Annotated in this window: 15 protein-coding genes and 1 tRNA gene; 7 read left to right on the top strand and 9 right to left on the bottom strand. The window is 69.4% G+C overall.

The window, feature by feature from the left end; translation table 11 throughout:
* Nucleotides 1-105 precede the first annotated feature (105 nt).
* From MFF40_RS07585 to MFF40_RS07570, 4 genes are all read right to left on the bottom strand, one after another.
* Nucleotides 106-930 carry an FTR1 family iron permease gene (locus MFF40_RS07585; protein ID WP_147854223.1) on the bottom strand — a complete coding sequence of 275 codons (825 nt, stop codon included), beginning with the start codon at nt 928-930 and terminating at the stop codon, nt 106-108.
* Between the two features lie 29 nt (nt 931-959).
* Nucleotides 960-2,276: a 4Fe-4S binding protein gene (locus tag MFF40_RS07580; RefSeq protein WP_238260162.1), complete on the bottom strand. Its 1,317-nt coding sequence runs from the start codon at nt 2,274-2,276 to the stop codon at nt 960-962.
* A gap of 112 nt (nt 2,277-2,388) precedes the next feature.
* Nucleotides 2,389-2,733 (bottom strand): cupredoxin domain-containing protein, encoded by a 345-nt coding sequence (locus MFF40_RS07575; protein ID WP_238260073.1) that lies wholly within the window; start codon nt 2,731-2,733, stop codon nt 2,389-2,391.
* A gap of 34 nt (nt 2,734-2,767) precedes the next feature.
* A complete protein-coding gene (locus tag MFF40_RS07570; RefSeq protein WP_210247790.1) occupies nt 2,768-3,331 on the bottom strand; it encodes an iron transporter in 564 nt (187 codons plus the stop codon).
* Nucleotides 3,332-3,681: 350 nt separating this feature from the next.
* On the opposite strand from MFF40_RS07570, the gene MFF40_RS07565 reads away from it, so the two are divergent.
* Nucleotides 3,682-5,808 (top strand): carbohydrate porin, encoded by a 2,127-nt coding sequence (locus MFF40_RS07565; RefSeq protein ID WP_238260072.1) that lies wholly within the window; start codon nt 3,682-3,684, stop codon nt 5,806-5,808.
* A 10-nt stretch (nt 5,809-5,818) separates the two neighbouring features.
* Here the strand turns inward: MFF40_RS07565 and MFF40_RS07560 are convergent, their stop codons facing one another.
* Nucleotides 5,819-6,100 (bottom strand): hypothetical protein, encoded by a 282-nt coding sequence (locus MFF40_RS07560; protein ID WP_238260071.1) that lies wholly within the window; start codon nt 6,098-6,100, stop codon nt 5,819-5,821.
* A gap of 198 nt (nt 6,101-6,298) precedes the next feature.
* Nucleotides 6,299-7,024 carry a lipoyl(octanoyl) transferase LipB gene (lipB, locus tag MFF40_RS07555; protein ID WP_238260070.1) on the bottom strand — a complete coding sequence of 242 codons (726 nt, stop codon included), beginning with the start codon at nt 7,022-7,024 and terminating at the stop codon, nt 6,299-6,301.
* Nucleotides 7,025-7,127: 103 nt separating this feature from the next.
* Between lipB and MFF40_RS07550 the strand changes: the two genes are divergently transcribed.
* A complete protein-coding gene (locus MFF40_RS07550) occupies nt 7,128-7,433 on the top strand; it encodes a FliM/FliN family flagellar motor switch protein (RefSeq protein ID WP_147854230.1) in 306 nt (101 codons plus the stop codon).
* Nucleotides 7,434-7,437: 4 nt separating this feature from the next.
* Here MFF40_RS07550 and MFF40_RS07545 read toward each other — a convergent pair whose 3' ends face one another.
* Nucleotides 7,438-8,199 (bottom strand): GDSL-type esterase/lipase family protein, encoded by a 762-nt coding sequence (locus tag MFF40_RS07545; protein WP_238260069.1) that lies wholly within the window; start codon nt 8,197-8,199, stop codon nt 7,438-7,440.
* Nucleotides 8,200-8,284: 85 nt separating this feature from the next.
* On the opposite strand from MFF40_RS07545, the gene MFF40_RS07540 reads away from it, so the two are divergent.
* Together MFF40_RS07540 and MFF40_RS07535 are read left to right on the top strand one after the other, a co-directional pair.
* Nucleotides 8,285-8,902, top strand: coding sequence for a TetR/AcrR family transcriptional regulator (locus MFF40_RS07540; RefSeq protein WP_147854232.1), 618 nt, complete (start codon nt 8,285-8,287; stop codon nt 8,900-8,902).
* Nucleotides 8,903-9,086: 184 nt separating this feature from the next.
* Nucleotides 9,087-9,171, top strand: a tRNA-Leu gene (locus MFF40_RS07535).
* 145 nt (nt 9,172-9,316) lie between these two features.
* Here MFF40_RS07535 and MFF40_RS07530 read toward each other — a convergent pair.
* Entirely contained in the window at nt 9,317-9,547 is a 231-nt protein-coding gene (locus MFF40_RS07530; RefSeq protein ID WP_147854233.1) for a DUF6429 family protein, read from the bottom strand.
* A gap of 259 nt (nt 9,548-9,806) precedes the next feature.
* Between MFF40_RS07530 and MFF40_RS07525 the strand changes: the two genes are divergently transcribed.
* Nucleotides 9,807-11,753, top strand: a complete 1,947-nt coding sequence (locus MFF40_RS07525; RefSeq protein ID WP_147854234.1) for an OPT family oligopeptide transporter — start codon at nt 9,807-9,809, stop codon at nt 11,751-11,753.
* A 26-nt stretch (nt 11,754-11,779) separates the two neighbouring features.
* On the opposite strand, the gene MFF40_RS07520 is transcribed toward MFF40_RS07525, so the two are convergent.
* On the bottom strand, nt 11,780-12,040 hold the full coding sequence (locus MFF40_RS07520) for an AbrB/MazE/SpoVT family DNA-binding domain-containing protein (protein WP_147854235.1): 261 nt from the start codon (nt 12,038-12,040) through the stop codon (nt 11,780-11,782).
* Between the two features lie 382 nt (nt 12,041-12,422).
* Here MFF40_RS07520 and MFF40_RS07515 point away from each other — a divergent pair, with 382 nt between their 5' ends.
* Nucleotides 12,423-13,979: a DEAD/DEAH box helicase gene (locus MFF40_RS07515; protein WP_147897396.1), complete on the top strand. Its 1,557-nt coding sequence runs from the start codon at nt 12,423-12,425 to the stop codon at nt 13,977-13,979.
* 192 nt (nt 13,980-14,171) lie between these two features.
* Complete coding sequence (locus MFF40_RS07510; RefSeq protein WP_147857947.1) at nt 14,172-14,357, top strand: YegP family protein; 186 nt, start codon at nt 14,172-14,174, stop codon at nt 14,355-14,357.
* Nucleotides 14,358-14,529: the final 172 nt, after the last annotated feature.

Genomic DNA, 14,529 nt, shown 5'->3' with positions numbered 1-14,529 from the left:
CGAAAGGTCGGGACCTTTTGCGGGTCCAGGGCGGAGCCCTGGTCCATCATCAGGGCTCCGCCCTGACGACCCGCCAAAGGGCTGAGCCCTTTGGGAACCCGGACCTCAGGCGGTGCGGACCGTCCGGCGCTTGTCTGCGGAACTCCACTGCATCAGCCCGACCATCACCGCGATGGTGCCGAGATAGACGAGCCCCTGCAGGGCGGTGGGTCGGTCGGTGTAGCCGACGAGCGCATGCAGCACCCGGCCCGGCCAGGAATTCTCCGCGATCACCCCAGAGCTGTTCCACAGGGTCTGGCCGAGCACATCCACCACCCCGGCATTGGCCAGGAACTGGGCCGCCTGCGCGGCGAGGCCCGCGGCCAGGAAGATGATCAGCACGCTGGTGATCGAGAACACGTAGCGGCTCGGGATCGCGGCGAGGCCGAGATAGGTCACCGCGGAGAGGAGGATCCCGGCGCCGATGCCCGCGAACGCGCCGAACTGGATGTCCGCACCCGAGGTGCCCGACGCCACGAGGCCGTAGAGGAACAGCACCAGCTCCGCGCCCTCGCGCAGGATCGCGGCGCCGACGACGATCGACAGTGCGGCCGCCTCGCGCTCGCCCGAGCGCACCGCTGCGCCGGCCGCCCGCAACTCGCCCGCGAGCTCCTTGCCGTGCTTGCTCATCCAGGTGTTGTGCCAGATCAGCAGCAGCACTGCGACGATCAGCACCGCGGCGTTCAGGATGTCCTGGCCGCTGCCCTCGAAGGCGTCGGAGATCTTTTCCGCGAACAGCGCCACGAGGCCGGCCCCGGCGAGGCCGCCGACGACACCGAGCAGGACCCAGCGCATGCGGCCCGGGATGCCCCGCGTGGCCGCCAGCACGATCGAGATGATCAGGCCCGCCTCGATGACTTCGCGGAAGGCGATGATGAAGGCGCCGATCATGGCGTTTCCTCAGTTGAACGCGGACCGCGCTACCAGACCCAGAACAGGAGCACCCAGTTGGCGACCGAGAGGGTCACCGCGGAGGCGATGCAGGCCGTGGCCGCGGCCCGCTGAAGGCCGCCCGCCCCGAGGCCGGCGACCCGCCAGGCGAGCCACACGCTCCACAGGCCGGCGCCGGTCAGCATGGCGGCCCGGATTTCCGACACGTACGGGATCACGATGCCGTCGCCGCGCAGGAACGTGACGGTCAGCGCCGAGAGGCCCAGGAAGACGCCGCAGCCCGCCACCGGGATCAGCGTCTGCGTCAGGTGATGGAAGCGCCGGAGCGACCATCCGCCGAGCGCCAGGGTCGCGAGCGCCACGATTCCCGACACGGCGAGCCCGAGGATCACCGTCGCGGCGCCGATGTAGGCCAGGAGCAACCCGCCGTCGAGGAGGGTCATGACGTCGCTGTGGTCGGGGTAGTTCGTCAGGACGAACCACGGCGCCGACATCTCCAGCGGCCAGGTGATGCCGTGCTCGATCAGCCAGGTGGCGGCGATCTGCTTGGCCTCGACGAACCAGGGGCTCGACGACCATTGGAACGCGCCCACCGCCAGGGCCAGCATGCCGAACAGGATCAGCACGGTCTGTTCCAGGCTCGGCTCGTTCCCGGCGACGTGGACGATCTCGTGGTTGGGCGAGCGCAGGGCCAGGCGCACCGCGCCGCGATGGCCGCTGCAGCGCCCGCACATGTGGCAGGAGCCCGAGCCGCGCATCGCCTTGACCGGCACCAGGGGCGCGCAGTTGAAATGCTCGCTGCCCCGCACGGGCTTGGGCGAGGCGGCCCAGGCGGCGCGGTCGACCTGGAAGCTGATCGGCGCCAGCTTCGAGAGCACCGCGAAGACGCCGTTGACCGGGCAGAGATAGCGGCACCAGACCCGCTTGTTGCGGCCGTAGAGCAGGCCCACGACGATCGCCGCGACGGTCGAGCCGCCGAGCACCGCCAGCACCGGCTTCGGGTAGCCGTAGACGCTGGTCATCTGCCCGTAGACGGTGGTGCCGGCAAACGCCAGGAACGGCCAGCCCTGCCAGGTGATCCAGCGCGGCACGGCGTAGCCCCGGCTCCAGCGGCTGGCGAACTCGCTCAAGGCGCCCTCGGGGCAGAGCACGCCGCACCAGGCCCGTCCGACCAGCACCATGCTCAGGAGCACGAACGGCCACCAGATGCCCCAGAACGCGAATTGCGCGGCCAACGTCAGGTTGGTCCAGATATGCGCGGTGTTGTCGGGCAGCGGCAGCAGCGCAGGCACGATCACCAGCACCCCGTAGACGCCGACGATCACCCACTGCACGGCCCGGATCATCCAGCCGTGCTGCCGCAGCCAGTCGCCGAAGCGGGCGAGCCGCTCGTCAAGCAGGTCCCGGCGCGCGGGCGCGTCGGCGAGGAAGGTCGGGGCAGTCACCGTCGAGACCCGCTCACTTGGCCACCAGGGTGGCCTTCGCCTCGGGATGGAAGTCGTCGAACACCTGGTAGGTGCCGGGATCGAGGGTGCGGAACACGATCGACGAGGTCGAGCCGGCCGCCAGCGCCTTCTCGCGCTTGAGTTCCGTGCTCTCGAACTCCACCGGCGACTGCCCGGTATTCGAGATCTCCAGCTTGAACCGGGTGTTGGCCGGAACTTCGATGGTCGCCGGCAGGATCACGCCGTCGCGCATCTCCACCTTGATGACCGGCATGTCCTCGGCGCGCGCGGAGAAGGCCGCGCAGGAGACGGCCAGGAACGCGGCGGCGAAGCGGACGGTGCGCGACGAGCGTGACACGGATATCCTTGCGGTTCAGGAGGCGCCCGACTTCTCAGTAGGCGCCCTTCTTGCCGACGCCGGCGAAGGTGAAGTCCTGGGTTACGTCGAAGGGCTCGAACCAGGGGCCGACACCGGTCTCCTTGTCGACGTGGCGGCCGAAGTGACTGTCCTTGCCGGGGGGCGCCACCGTGACCTTCAGGCGGTAGCGGCCGGGGCCGAACAGCTTGACGTTGTCGCCGTAATGCGGGCCGTCGTTGGCGACCATCGGCATGAGCGCGCCCGAGACCTTCTGGTCGGTGGGCTTGTCGCCGTCGAGCTTCACCGCCTCGAACCGGACTTCGAGGGCGGGCACCCAGTCGCCCTCCGCGAAGCCGTTCCGGTTGTCCTTTGCGGCGCGGATGTCGGTCTCGAGATGCAGGTCCGACTGCGCGGCGTCGCGCATCATGCCGGGCGGGTCCATCTCGATCGGCTGCAGGTAGACGGCGGCGACCTCGAGGCCGTTCTTGGTCACATGCGGACCGATCGGCACCTCCTTGGCCGCGGCGGCCCCCGCCGTCGCCAGGAGGGCACCCGCAGCCAGGCCGCGGAGAATCGGGAAGAGAGTCGAAGCGCGCATGGCGATGCACATAACGCTCCCGCGGGGAGTTTCAAAGAGGCAAACCGGCACAGATCAAATGATAACAATTCTAATCTGACACCATTACAGCGTCGGCGAATGATAGTTCTTGGTCTTTACCTGAAGACGTATCGAGTTTCTGCGGGCGGATCGAAGTTATTCCGCCGGCTGTGTCCGCGCGTATCTTGACCCCCGGAGAGATGTGGAGATCGTCACGGCACTGCCATGCACGGCATCGACAATGCGACCCGGGACGAGAAACGATGTGGCCCGTGTTCGAGGCGATCCGAAACAGCTTGCGTGTCCGCGAACCCTATTATAGCAAGTGCTATACCTTGTCTGCGAGTCCGATGCCGTCCCGTCCCGTGCCCCTCCTCCGTGCCGCCACCCTCGTCCTGGTGGGGCCCCTGATCGCGTCCGTTCCGGCGGCCGCGGCCGACCCCGCCGGGCGGCGCCCGGTGCCCGACCTCCCCGCCTACACCGACTGGTCGGGGGGCTATATCGGCCTCCAGGGCAGCGCGGGCGGGTCCTACGGGGCCTATAATTTCGGTCCGACGGCGATCGGGAACCGCGCGGTGCCGGCGTTCAAGAGCGGCGATTCCACCGGGCGCAGCGACCAGGGCCGCAACGCCACCACGGCGGTCGGGGGCCTGTTCGGCGGCTGGAACTGGCAGACCGGCCCCTGGGTCTACGGAGCCGAGGCGACCCTCGACGTGGCGAACCTGAAGCGGCCGGTGCCCTCGACCGTCACGGGCTTCGGCTACGAGGATGCCGACCAGCCCTTCAACATCGTGCGCGCCAAGACCGACCTCTACGGCACCCTCCGGGCCCGGGTCGGCTACAGCTTCGACCGGTACCTGATCTACGGATCGTTCGGGCTCGCCGGCGCCAACGCGCGGTTCCTGGCGAACTATCCGGACCTCGACGCGGGCGGCCAGAACACGGCGCGGCGCGAACTCGGATATCTCGGCTTCACCCTGGGCGCGGGCATCCAGTACGCGATCAGCGACTCGCTCGCCCTGGGGATCGACTACCGCTACATCGACCTCGGCGGCAGCCGGCGCTTCTCGCTGGGCAGCGTGCCGGGGGACGACGGCGGTCCGGTCACGTCCCGGGCGAGCTTCACCTCGAACCAGCTGTTCGCGCGGCTGATGTGGTTCCCGGGCGGCCTGAAGGCTCCACCCGATCCGGACGAGACCGCCCCGCACGACCCCGACAACGGCGAGACCGGGCGCTTCTCGCTGCACGGGCAGACGACGCTGATCGCCCAGGGGGTGCCGGGCTTCCGCTCGCCCTACGAGGGCGCGCAGAGCCTGATCCCGCACCAGGCCCGGCAGACCACCACGGCCACCATCTTCCTCGGGCTCAAGCTCACCGACAGCACCGAGCTCTACTACAACCCCGAGTTCAGCCAGGGCTTCGGCCTGTCGCGGACGCTGGGCGTCGCGGGCTTCGTCAACGGCGAGGCGCAGAAGGCCGGCGCCCCGTTCCCGAAGCTGCGCTCGAACCGCTATTACGTGAAGCAGACGATCGGGCTCGGCGGCGAGACCGTGGAGGTGCCGGACGGGCCGAACCAGGTCGCCACCCGGTACGATGCGGAGCGGATCACCCTGATCGCCGGCAAGTTCGCGCTGGGCGACTTCTTCGACGGCAACGTCTACGCCCACGACCCGCGGGTCGACTTCTTCAACTGGTCGCTGTGGGGGGCCTCGGCCTGGGACTTCCCGGCCAACCTCCCTGGCTTCACGCAAGGGCTCTACGCCGAATACAACCGGCCGGAGTTCGCGATCCGCGCCGCCTACACGCAGGTGCCCAAGGAGCCGTCCAGCGACGTGCTCGACCCGCGGGTGTTCCGGCGCGCCGGCCTGAACGCCGAGTTCGAGGAGCGCCACGTGCTCCCATGGCTGGAGCAGCCCGGCAAGATCCGCATCGGCCTGTTCTCGAATGTCGGGGTCTCGGCCAACAACCGGGAGCTGGTCACCCTCACGCAGCTCGGCCTGTTCGACAACGGCAGCGATGCCGCCCTCGCGACCCGCAAGCCGCGTCGGAAGACCGGCGGCTACATCAACCTCGAGCAGGCGCTGACGCCCGAACTCGGCCTGTTCGCCCGGGCGAGCCTGAACGACGGGCGCACGGAGAACATCTCCTTCACCGACATCGACCAGAGCTTCTCCGGCGGCCTGTCGTTGAAGGGCAAGGCCTGGGACCGGCCGGACGACACGGTCGCCATCGGCACGGCGATGAACCGGCTCTCACCCTCGCACCGCGCCGCCTTCGCGGCCGGCTATTACGGCCTGCTGGTCGGCGACGGGCGGCTCAACTACGGCAGCGAGCGGGCGATCGAGACCTACTACGCCCTGAACCTGACGAAGTTCGTGACCCTGACCTTCGACTACCAGTTCGTGAACAACCCCGGCTACAACCGCGACCGCGGGCCGGCGCACTTCTTCGCGTCGCGGCTGCACGCGGATTTCTGATCGTCGGTTGTCAGGGGACCGGCGGCGATCCTTCCACCGCCTGCCGCAGCTCGGCCTCGGCTTCGTCCACGCGCGCGGCCATGAACCGGACTTCGGTGATCGCGTCCAAAACGCGGTTCTCCATCGTCAGCAGATCGCCGCGCATCTCACCGACGTCACGCCGGATATAGGCCATGTCGTCGCGGATACGGGTGAAGCCTTCATCCATCCGCACGGCGATGCGGTTCATTAGCTCGATCGTGCGGGCCTCGCGCTCCATCAACTCACGCATGTCACGACGCAGGCCATCCATCTGCCTGAGCAACAGGTTGTTGCTCGGCGCCGGCGCAGCCTCTGACGACCGTGGTTCTTTCGGAGGAGCGAGCGACATGCACCATCATGTGCGCGCGGTCTGTGTGGACGCAAGGGTCCAATCTGGCGGCGCATGGGCGAAGCGCTCCGCTCATCGCCGAGGCCGGTTCCGCCGACCGAATGCCGATGCCCTTTCGGATCACGGATTCTCCGGCGCCTCGCTCACCGTAGCCCCGAAAATCTCTTCGAACGCCGCGCGCAGCTGCATGTCGACCTCCGCCAGGCTCACCGGCAGGCCGAGATCGACCAGGCTCGTCACCCCGTGCTCGCGCACGCCGCACGGCACGATGCCGGCGAAGTGCGACAGGTCCGGCTCGACGTTCAAGCTGATCCCGTGGAAGCTGACCCAGCGGCGCACCCGGATGCCGATGGCCGCGATCTTGTCCTCCACCCCCGGCCCCTTCTCGGGACGGCGCACCCAGACGCCGACCCGGTCCTCCCGGCGCTCGGCCCGGACGTTGAAGGCCGCCAGGGTCTCGATCAGCCAGCCCTCCAGGCTCGCCACGTAGGCGCGCAGGTCCCGGCTCCGGCGGTCGAGGTCCAGCATCACGTAGGCGACCCGCTGGCCCGGGCCGTGATAGGTGTACTGGCCGCCCCGGCCCGTGACGTGGACCGGGAACCGATCGGGCGCCACGAGGTCCTCGGACCGCGCCGAGGTGCCGGCGGTGTAGAGCGGCGGGTGTTCGAGCAGCCAGACGCATTCGGGCGCCGCGCCCCGGGCGATCCGCTCGACGCGCGCCTCCATCCAGGCCACCGCGTCCGCGTAGCCCACGGGCGCGTCGCTCACGCGCCAGCCCACCGGATCCGAGCCGGGGCGCGCCGGGAAGGCATGGGGCGAGACCGTGAGGCGGGGCGCGTTTACCAAGGGTTCACCATCCTGCGTCGATGGTCGAAGCCTTCAACATCCGCGGCCGGCGGTTGCAAGTTTTGGGTGCATCGGGTCGGCGGCGAGACGGGATGGGCGCGCGGTGGCGGTCTTCGAGACCCTGAAGGTCGATCTGACGGTGGTGCTGGGCCGGGCCCGGATGCCGCTGCACATGCTGCTGCGCATGGGCCGCGGCGCGGTGATCGAGCTTGAGGCCAGCGACAGCGACATGGTCGAGATCCTGGCCAACGACCACCCGATCGCCCGCGGCCAGATCGTGGTCACCGGCGACCGCATCTCCGTCGAGATCACGGAGCTGATCCGCAAGGCCGCCGCGATCATCGAGCCCGGCACCACGATCGGCGACAGCGCGACGCCGTTCCTGGACGACAACTACGCGTCCGGGTGATCAGTCACGGCTCTTCGGCGCCCAGCGTCTTACGGATTACCGGGGCGATCGCGGCCGCCAACTGACGGTGATCGGCCGGAGACAGGTGCAGGCCATCGGCACCATGTGCGCCGCCGCCGATCGCGGATGCGGCGTCGAAGCTCGGGATCCGGGCCTTCACCGCCGCTTGCGCAAAAGCTTCGGCGAAGTGCTGCGATTTCTCCCGACCGCCGTCATAGCGCTCGCTCCAGCCCTGGATCGGAATCGTCGCCACCTGGACCGGCGATACCAGTAGCACGCGCGGCGCCGGATAGGCGTTGCCGATGCCTCCCGAGGAGGCCTGCACCTGCCGTGCGAGCCCCACTGCGGCGTCGGCAACCTGCTCCGGCGAGCGTTGATAGCGGGCCTGAAGATCGTTCGTGCCGAGCATGATCACGACCAGATCGAGGGGCATGTTGGCCGCGATCGACACCGGCAGATGTTTTGAGCCGTTGACCGTGTCGGGCCGAATGATGCTGTCGGGCCAAGCCTCGCCGTCGAGGTCGGTCGTGCGCAGATTCAGTCCGTCCTCCACCACCTCGTAATCGGCACCGAGCGCCTGCTGGAGCAGGCTCGTCCAGCGCTGGTCGCGCCCGTAGCGGCGGGCAGGCTGGCCGTCAGGGCTCGCCACATAGCCCCAGGTGTTGCTGTCCCCGTAGATCAGGACCCGCCGCGGGTCGGCCTGCGCCCCTACGCCGAGCCCGGCCCCGAGAGCGAGAGCACCCAGAGCGACGATCGCATGCCGCATCATCGGAAAGCCTTTTTGCAGGAATCGCTACAGAATTGAGGACGGCTTGTGGCGCGCCTGTCAAGGCATTATCGCAGTGGTCGCTATGGAAATCGAAAACCCGTCGGGTCGGAGAGGGCGCGGCCGGCCACGCCAGTTCGATCGCCAAGAAGCTCTCGAGACCGCCCTGGCCCTGTTTCAGGCCCGCGGCTACGAGGGCACGTCGATCGCCGATCTCACGGACGCCATCGGCGTCACGGCGACCAGCCTGTACGGCGCATTCCAGAGCAAGGAAGCCCTCTTCGAGGAAGCGGTCGCCCTGTATCAGCAGCGCGACGGCGCGTTCGCCGCGGCGGCCCTCGAACAACCGGGAACCGTGCAGGAGGCGATCCGCACTCTGCTGACACAAGCGGCGAAGCACTACGCCGCCAGCGGCCGTCCCGGCGGCTGCTTCATTTCGCTGGGCCTGCTGAGCTGCGGGCCCGACCATCACCCGATCGCGCAGCGCATGACCGCTCGGCGGATCGCGGCACGCGAAGCCATCAAGGCCCGGCTCGATCGCGGCAAGAGCGAGGGCGAATTGCCCGAGACGAGCGATACCCAGGCGTTGGCCGCGTTCTGCGCCGCCACCCTGCAGGGTCTGTCGGTACAGGCGCGCGATGGCGCCTCCGAGCGGGACTTGCGAGCCATTGTGCACCTGGCCCTCATCGCCCTCTGCACATGACTCACGGACGGTCGTTTTCGCCGAGGGTCGCGTAATTTCCGCTCTGAGAGACGGTGGGGCGAGCGGAGCGCTTGTCGGAGGCGGATCGATCTGTTATCCGCTGCGCCGCCCGACATGATGGCGGCCCGAGGGTTTCCCCGGAGGTCGCATCGGTCGGGCGAACGGGCGGATCTTCGCGTCCGATGCGGCCATGGCGGAATTGGTAGACGCGCTAGCTTGAGGTGCTAGTCCCGCGAGGGGTGGAGGTTCGAGTCCTCTTGGCCGCACCACACGTTCGTTGTGGTGTTTTCCCTCTGACAGTTGATCGCTCGGCCTCAGGCCGGCACCACGGCTTCAGCCGTTGATTCGCCCCGATACTCTGTTTGCGGCAAGCCGCCTGGCGCATGTCTGCGCGCGGCCGCCGAGGCGAGCCGGTCATTCCTTGCGGGTGAACAGCGCTTCGAACAGCGCCTCGGATCGACGCAGGCCTTCCTCGGTCAGCACCACCGACTTGGCCCGGCCGACCGGATCGTCGATCAGCCCCTTCGCGTGCAGGCGGCCGAGGGCCTCCCAGTCGAACCCTTTCCAGGCTCGACATTCGTTGTGGAGCGTCAGCCACAGAAGGGCGAGCACGGCGTCGTCAATGCGCTCTTCATCGATCTGCATGGCTCGACGTTACCAAACCGCTCCGATCACATCCAGCGCGCGGGGCATTCGCGTGCTACATCTATTCTCGACCGTATAAAATATCGATCGTCCAACACCGGAACCACAAGTTCGGTTTTTCGTCGTCGTGTTTCGATTTTTTCCGACAAAAAATCATATTGATCGTGCATTAGTTCTTGGCCGGTCACGGGAAGGACATTTGCATCTTTCAATCGCCTACCGATAAACTCGGCGTCTTGGCTTCCGGAACCCGATTCGCATGTCCAGCGGCGCCCAACCGGCCGAACTGACCTGGCGCGGCCTCCTGCTCGGCGCGGCGCTGACGCTGCTGTTCACCGCCGCCAACGTCTATCTCGGCCTCAAGGTCGGGCTGACCTTCGCCACATCGATCCCGGCCGCGGTCATCTCCATGGCGGTGCTGCGCCACCTCCCCGGCGCCACGGTGCTGGAGAACAACATCGTCCAGACCGTCGCCTCGGCGGCCGGCACGCTCTCGTGCATCATCTTCGTGCTGCCGGGCCTGGTGATGATCGGCTGGTGGCACGGATTCCCGTGGCTCACCACCGCGGGGATCACCGCCACGGGCGGGATCCTGGGCGTGATGCTGTCCGTGCCGCTGCGCCGCGCCCTCGTGGTCGATTCGGACCTGCCCTATCCGGAGGGGCGGGCCGCCGCGGAGGTGCTGGCGCTCGGCACCCAGGGCGCCACAGGCGCGGCGGACAGCGCGCTGGGCCTGCGCATCCTGGTCTGGAACAGCCTGGCCTCGGCCGGCTTCGCGGTGCTGGCGCAGACCCGGCTGGTGCTCGACAGCGCCGCGCTCTGGTTCCGCGTCGGCGCGGGGGCAACCGGGATCGCCGGCAACCTGTCCTTCGCGCTGCTGGGCGTCGGCCATCTGGTCGGCCTGTCGGTGGGGGCCGCGATGGCGCTCGGGCTGGTGATCGGCTGGGCCGTGCTGGTCCCGATCCTGACCGCGCAGCAGCCGATGCCGGACGCAAGCGTCGAGGCCTGGGTCGGCGCGGCGTTCCGGCAGGAGGTGCGGTTCTTCGGGGCCGGCGTGATGGGCGTGGCCGCGCTCTGGACGCTGATCCGGATCGCCCGCCCGGTGCTGGGCGGCATCCGCTCGGCCTTCGCGACCGGGCGGGCGCGCCAGGCCGGCGCGACGCTGGCGCTCGAGGAGCGCGACCTGCCGATCGCGGTCGTCCTCCTGGTCTCGGCGAGCCTTCTGCTGCCGATCGGTTGGCTGCTGTGGGACGTCCTCGCCGGCACGAGCCTGGAGCGCCACGGCGTCCTGCTGGTCGCGGGCGGCCTGCTGTTCGTCCTGGTGATCGGGCTCGTGGTGGCCGCGGTGACCGGCTACATGGCCGGGCTGATCGGCTCGTCCAACTCGCCCCTGTCGGGCATCGGCATCCTGGCCGCGCTGGCGAGTTCGGCGATGCTGCTGGGCCTGCTCGACCGCGACGGGGATGCGCAGAGCGGCGGGGCGCTCGTCGCCTACGTGCTGACCGTCACCGGCATCGTGTTCAGCGTCTGCGCCATCGCGAACGACAACCTGCAGGACCTCAAGACCGGCCAATTGGTCGGGGCGACGCCGTGGAAGCAGCAGGCGGCCCTGGTCGTCGGCGTGGTGTTCGGGTCGGCGATCATCCCGCCGGTGCTCAACCTGCTGGCGACGAGTTTCGGCTTCGTCGGGGCGCCCGGCGCCGGGCCGAACGCGCTGGCCGCGCCGCAGGCCGGCCTGATCTCGACCCTGGCCAAGGGCGTGCTCTCGGGCGAGGCCAACTGGCGCATGCTGGGCTGGGGCGCGGTTGCGGGCGTGGGGCTGATCGCCCTGGACGAGACCCTCGGCCGCCTGAAGCGCCTGCGCCTCCCGCCGCTGGCGGCCGCCTTCGGGATCTACCTGTCCATGAAGCTGATCCTGCCCCTGGTGGCGGGCGCGGTGATCGGCACGGTCTACGAGCGCTGGGCGCGCCGCCAGGCCGATCCGGAACGGGCGGTCCGGCTCGGCACCCTCACGGCGACGGGCCTGATCGTCGGCGAGAGCCTCTGGGGCGTCGCCTTCGCGATCATCGTCTACGTGTCGGGCGACGATGGCGCCCTGGCGCTGATGGGCGACGGTTTTGGCGGCCCGGCGCTGTTCGGCGGCCTGGTGCTGTTCGCGGGTCTGACGGCGGGCCTCTACCGCCAGACGCGGCGGCTGGCGGCCTAAGACAGATCAGTTCAGGACGACGGCGCTCACGCAACCGGATCCTGGCCGTTCGCCTCGGCGCGGCGTTCTCTCAAGAAGGACGAGGGATCGGCATCCTGGCGGACGTTCTCGCGGTAGAGAGCCTGAAGCTTCGACGCCGCGCGGCCGACCGGTACGAGGCGCACCTCATCGCCATCGACCGTCACGACGAGGCGGCTCTCCCCCGTGAGACCCAAAGCGTCGCGCACGGATTGGGGCAAAACCATCCGGCCGTCGGCGGCCACCTCCGCGTCGGTCACGAACCGCATCGCCAGATCCTCAGCCTTCGCGGAGATATCGACCACACCGGTCCGCGCCCGTCGTCAGGACGTCGTGGACGGAGACGCATCGCCGGAGCCGTGCACCCACGCGATCGGAGCCATGTCCTGCCGGGCACAGCTGTGCATTGACTTCGCAGGCGCACACCCGCATATCGGCGGTGCAGCGTCAGCGGCCGTCATGGCCCGCTTGAGGGGGTTGCGTGACGGATCGGGCGCCTCCCGGCGTGATCCGGCCCCCCTCTTCATAACGTGCATGCACCCGGGCCGCCCCATCACGCGGGCTGCCCCCTGCCAACGGACCGACCAGATTTCTGCGCTGCTCGCAACGAACGCGAAGCGCCCGGCCGGCCCTGCTGCATCGGATATCTCTTTGACCCAATTCACCGATTTCGGCCTTGCCCAGCCCGTGCTGCGGGCGCTCGGCGAGGCTGGCTATGTCACGCCGACCCCGATCCAGGCCCAGGCGATCCCGCCGGCCATGGAGGGCCGCGACCTCTGCGGCATCGCCCAGACCGGCACCGGCAAGACTGCGGCCTTCGCGCTGCCGATCCTGCACCGCCTCTCGCTCTCGGACCGCCGGGCCCCGCGCCGCGGCTGCCGGGTGCTGGTGCTCTCGCCGACCCGCGAGCTCGCCAACCAGATCGCCGAGTCCTTCTCGGATTACGGGCGCCACCTGTCCTACACCACCACGGTGGTGTTCGGCGGCGTCACCATCAGCCGCCAAGAGCGGGCGCTGGCCCCGGGCGTCGACATCCTGGTCGCCACCCCGGGCCGCCTGATCGACCTGATCGAGCGCCGCTCGCTGACCCTCGAGGGCGTCGAGATCCTGGTCCTCGACGAGGCCGACCAGATGCTCGACCTCGGCTTCATTCACGCCCTCAAGCGCATCGTGAAGCTGCTGCCGGCCCAGCGCCAGAGCCTGTTCTTCTCGGCGACCATGCCGAAGAACATCGCCGGGCTCGCCAGCCAATACCTGAAGGATCCGGTGCAGGTCGCCGTGACCCCGGTCGCCACCACGGCCGAGCGCGTCGAGCAGACGGTCATCTTCGCCCATACCGGCGCGAAGCAGGCGCTGCTCGCCCACATCCTGCGGGATCCGGCCATCGACCGCGTCCTGGTCTTCACCCGCACCAAGCATGGCGCGGACCGGGTCGTGCGCGGCCTCGACAAGGCCGGCATCGCCGGCGCCGCGATCCACGGCAACAAGAGCCAGCCGCAGCGCGAGCGGGCGCTCCAGGCCTTCCGGGACGGCGATTGCCGGGTTCTGGTGGCCACCGACATCGCGGCCCGCGGCATCGACGTCGACGGCGTCAGCCACGTGGTCAACTTCGACCTGCCGAACGTGCCGGAGAGCTACGTCCACCGCATCGGCCGCACCGCGCGCGCCGGGGCGACCGGTCTGGCGATCTCGTTCTGCAACGACGAGGAGCGGGCCTACCTGCGCGACATCGAGCGGCTGACCCGCCAGAGCGTGCCGGTCGCCGGCTTCCCCGAGGGCTTCTCGCCCCCGTCCCGTCAGGAGGCGGCCGAGATCGCCCGCGAGGAGGAGCGCCGGCCCGAGCGCCAGCAGCAGCGCCCGGCCGGTGGCCGTCCGGGTCAGCGGTCCCGTCCGCAGCAGGGCCGTCCCCAGCAGGGGCGTCCGGAAGGCGGCCGCGGCTTCGGCGGCGGCGGCGGCCAGGGCCAGGGTGCACCGCGCCAGGGCCGCCCCGAAGGCGGTCGCGGCGACGGTCGCGGTCCCGCCCCGCAGGGACGCGAGGCCCGTTCGGACCGGCCCGCCCGTCCGCAGGGCGAGCGCCCGGCCCAGCAGCAGGCGCGACCGGCGCGGGACAGCCGGCCCCAGCGGGCCGATGCCCGCCCGCGCAGCGCCGGCGGCGGCAACGGCGAAGGCCGCACCATCGGCTGGCTGGAGCGGTCGCCCCGCTCTTGAAGAGAGGGCTCGGGGGCGCAGCCCCCGAGAGATCCGCAGGGCTCTGCCCTGCACCCGCAAAAGGTCTCGACCTTTTGAAACCGGGATTCTTCCAGATTGGTACGGACGCCGCTTCGGGGGAACCTCCCGGGGCGGCTTCTTTTTTGCGCGGGGTGTCCCATCTCACCGGCACGTCGGACGAGAGGCTGCACCATGCGGTTCGAACTCTATCGGGATGCCAAGGGCGAGTGGCGCTGGCGCCTGCGCGCGCGCAACGGCGAGGTGATCGCGGATTCCGGCGAGGGCTACCTGCGCCGCGAGGATTGCGAGCACGGCATCGCCCTCGTCCGCCAGAGCACCGAGGCTCGCATCGAGGACATGACCACCAAGATCGCCTGAGCGCAGGCTGCGTCTCCACGACCGACCGGGGCGGCGAGGTCAAAAATAAACCCTGTCCGAACCTCCGTAGTGGTTACGCTGCAACGCTTCCCATCGCCCATGCGTTGCAGCGTTTCGGACCGCCGACCGGGTTCTCGTCCCGCGTGCGGTCCGTCGTCGAAGACGCAATCAC

The sequence above is a fragment of the Methylobacterium mesophilicum genome, assembly GCF_022179445.1.
In the GTDB taxonomy this organism is placed as follows: Bacteria; Pseudomonadota; Alphaproteobacteria; order Rhizobiales; family Beijerinckiaceae; genus Methylobacterium; species Methylobacterium mesophilicum.
The sequence above is the reverse complement of the archived record's forward strand: the minus strand, read 5'-3'. Positions and strand labels throughout refer to the sequence as shown.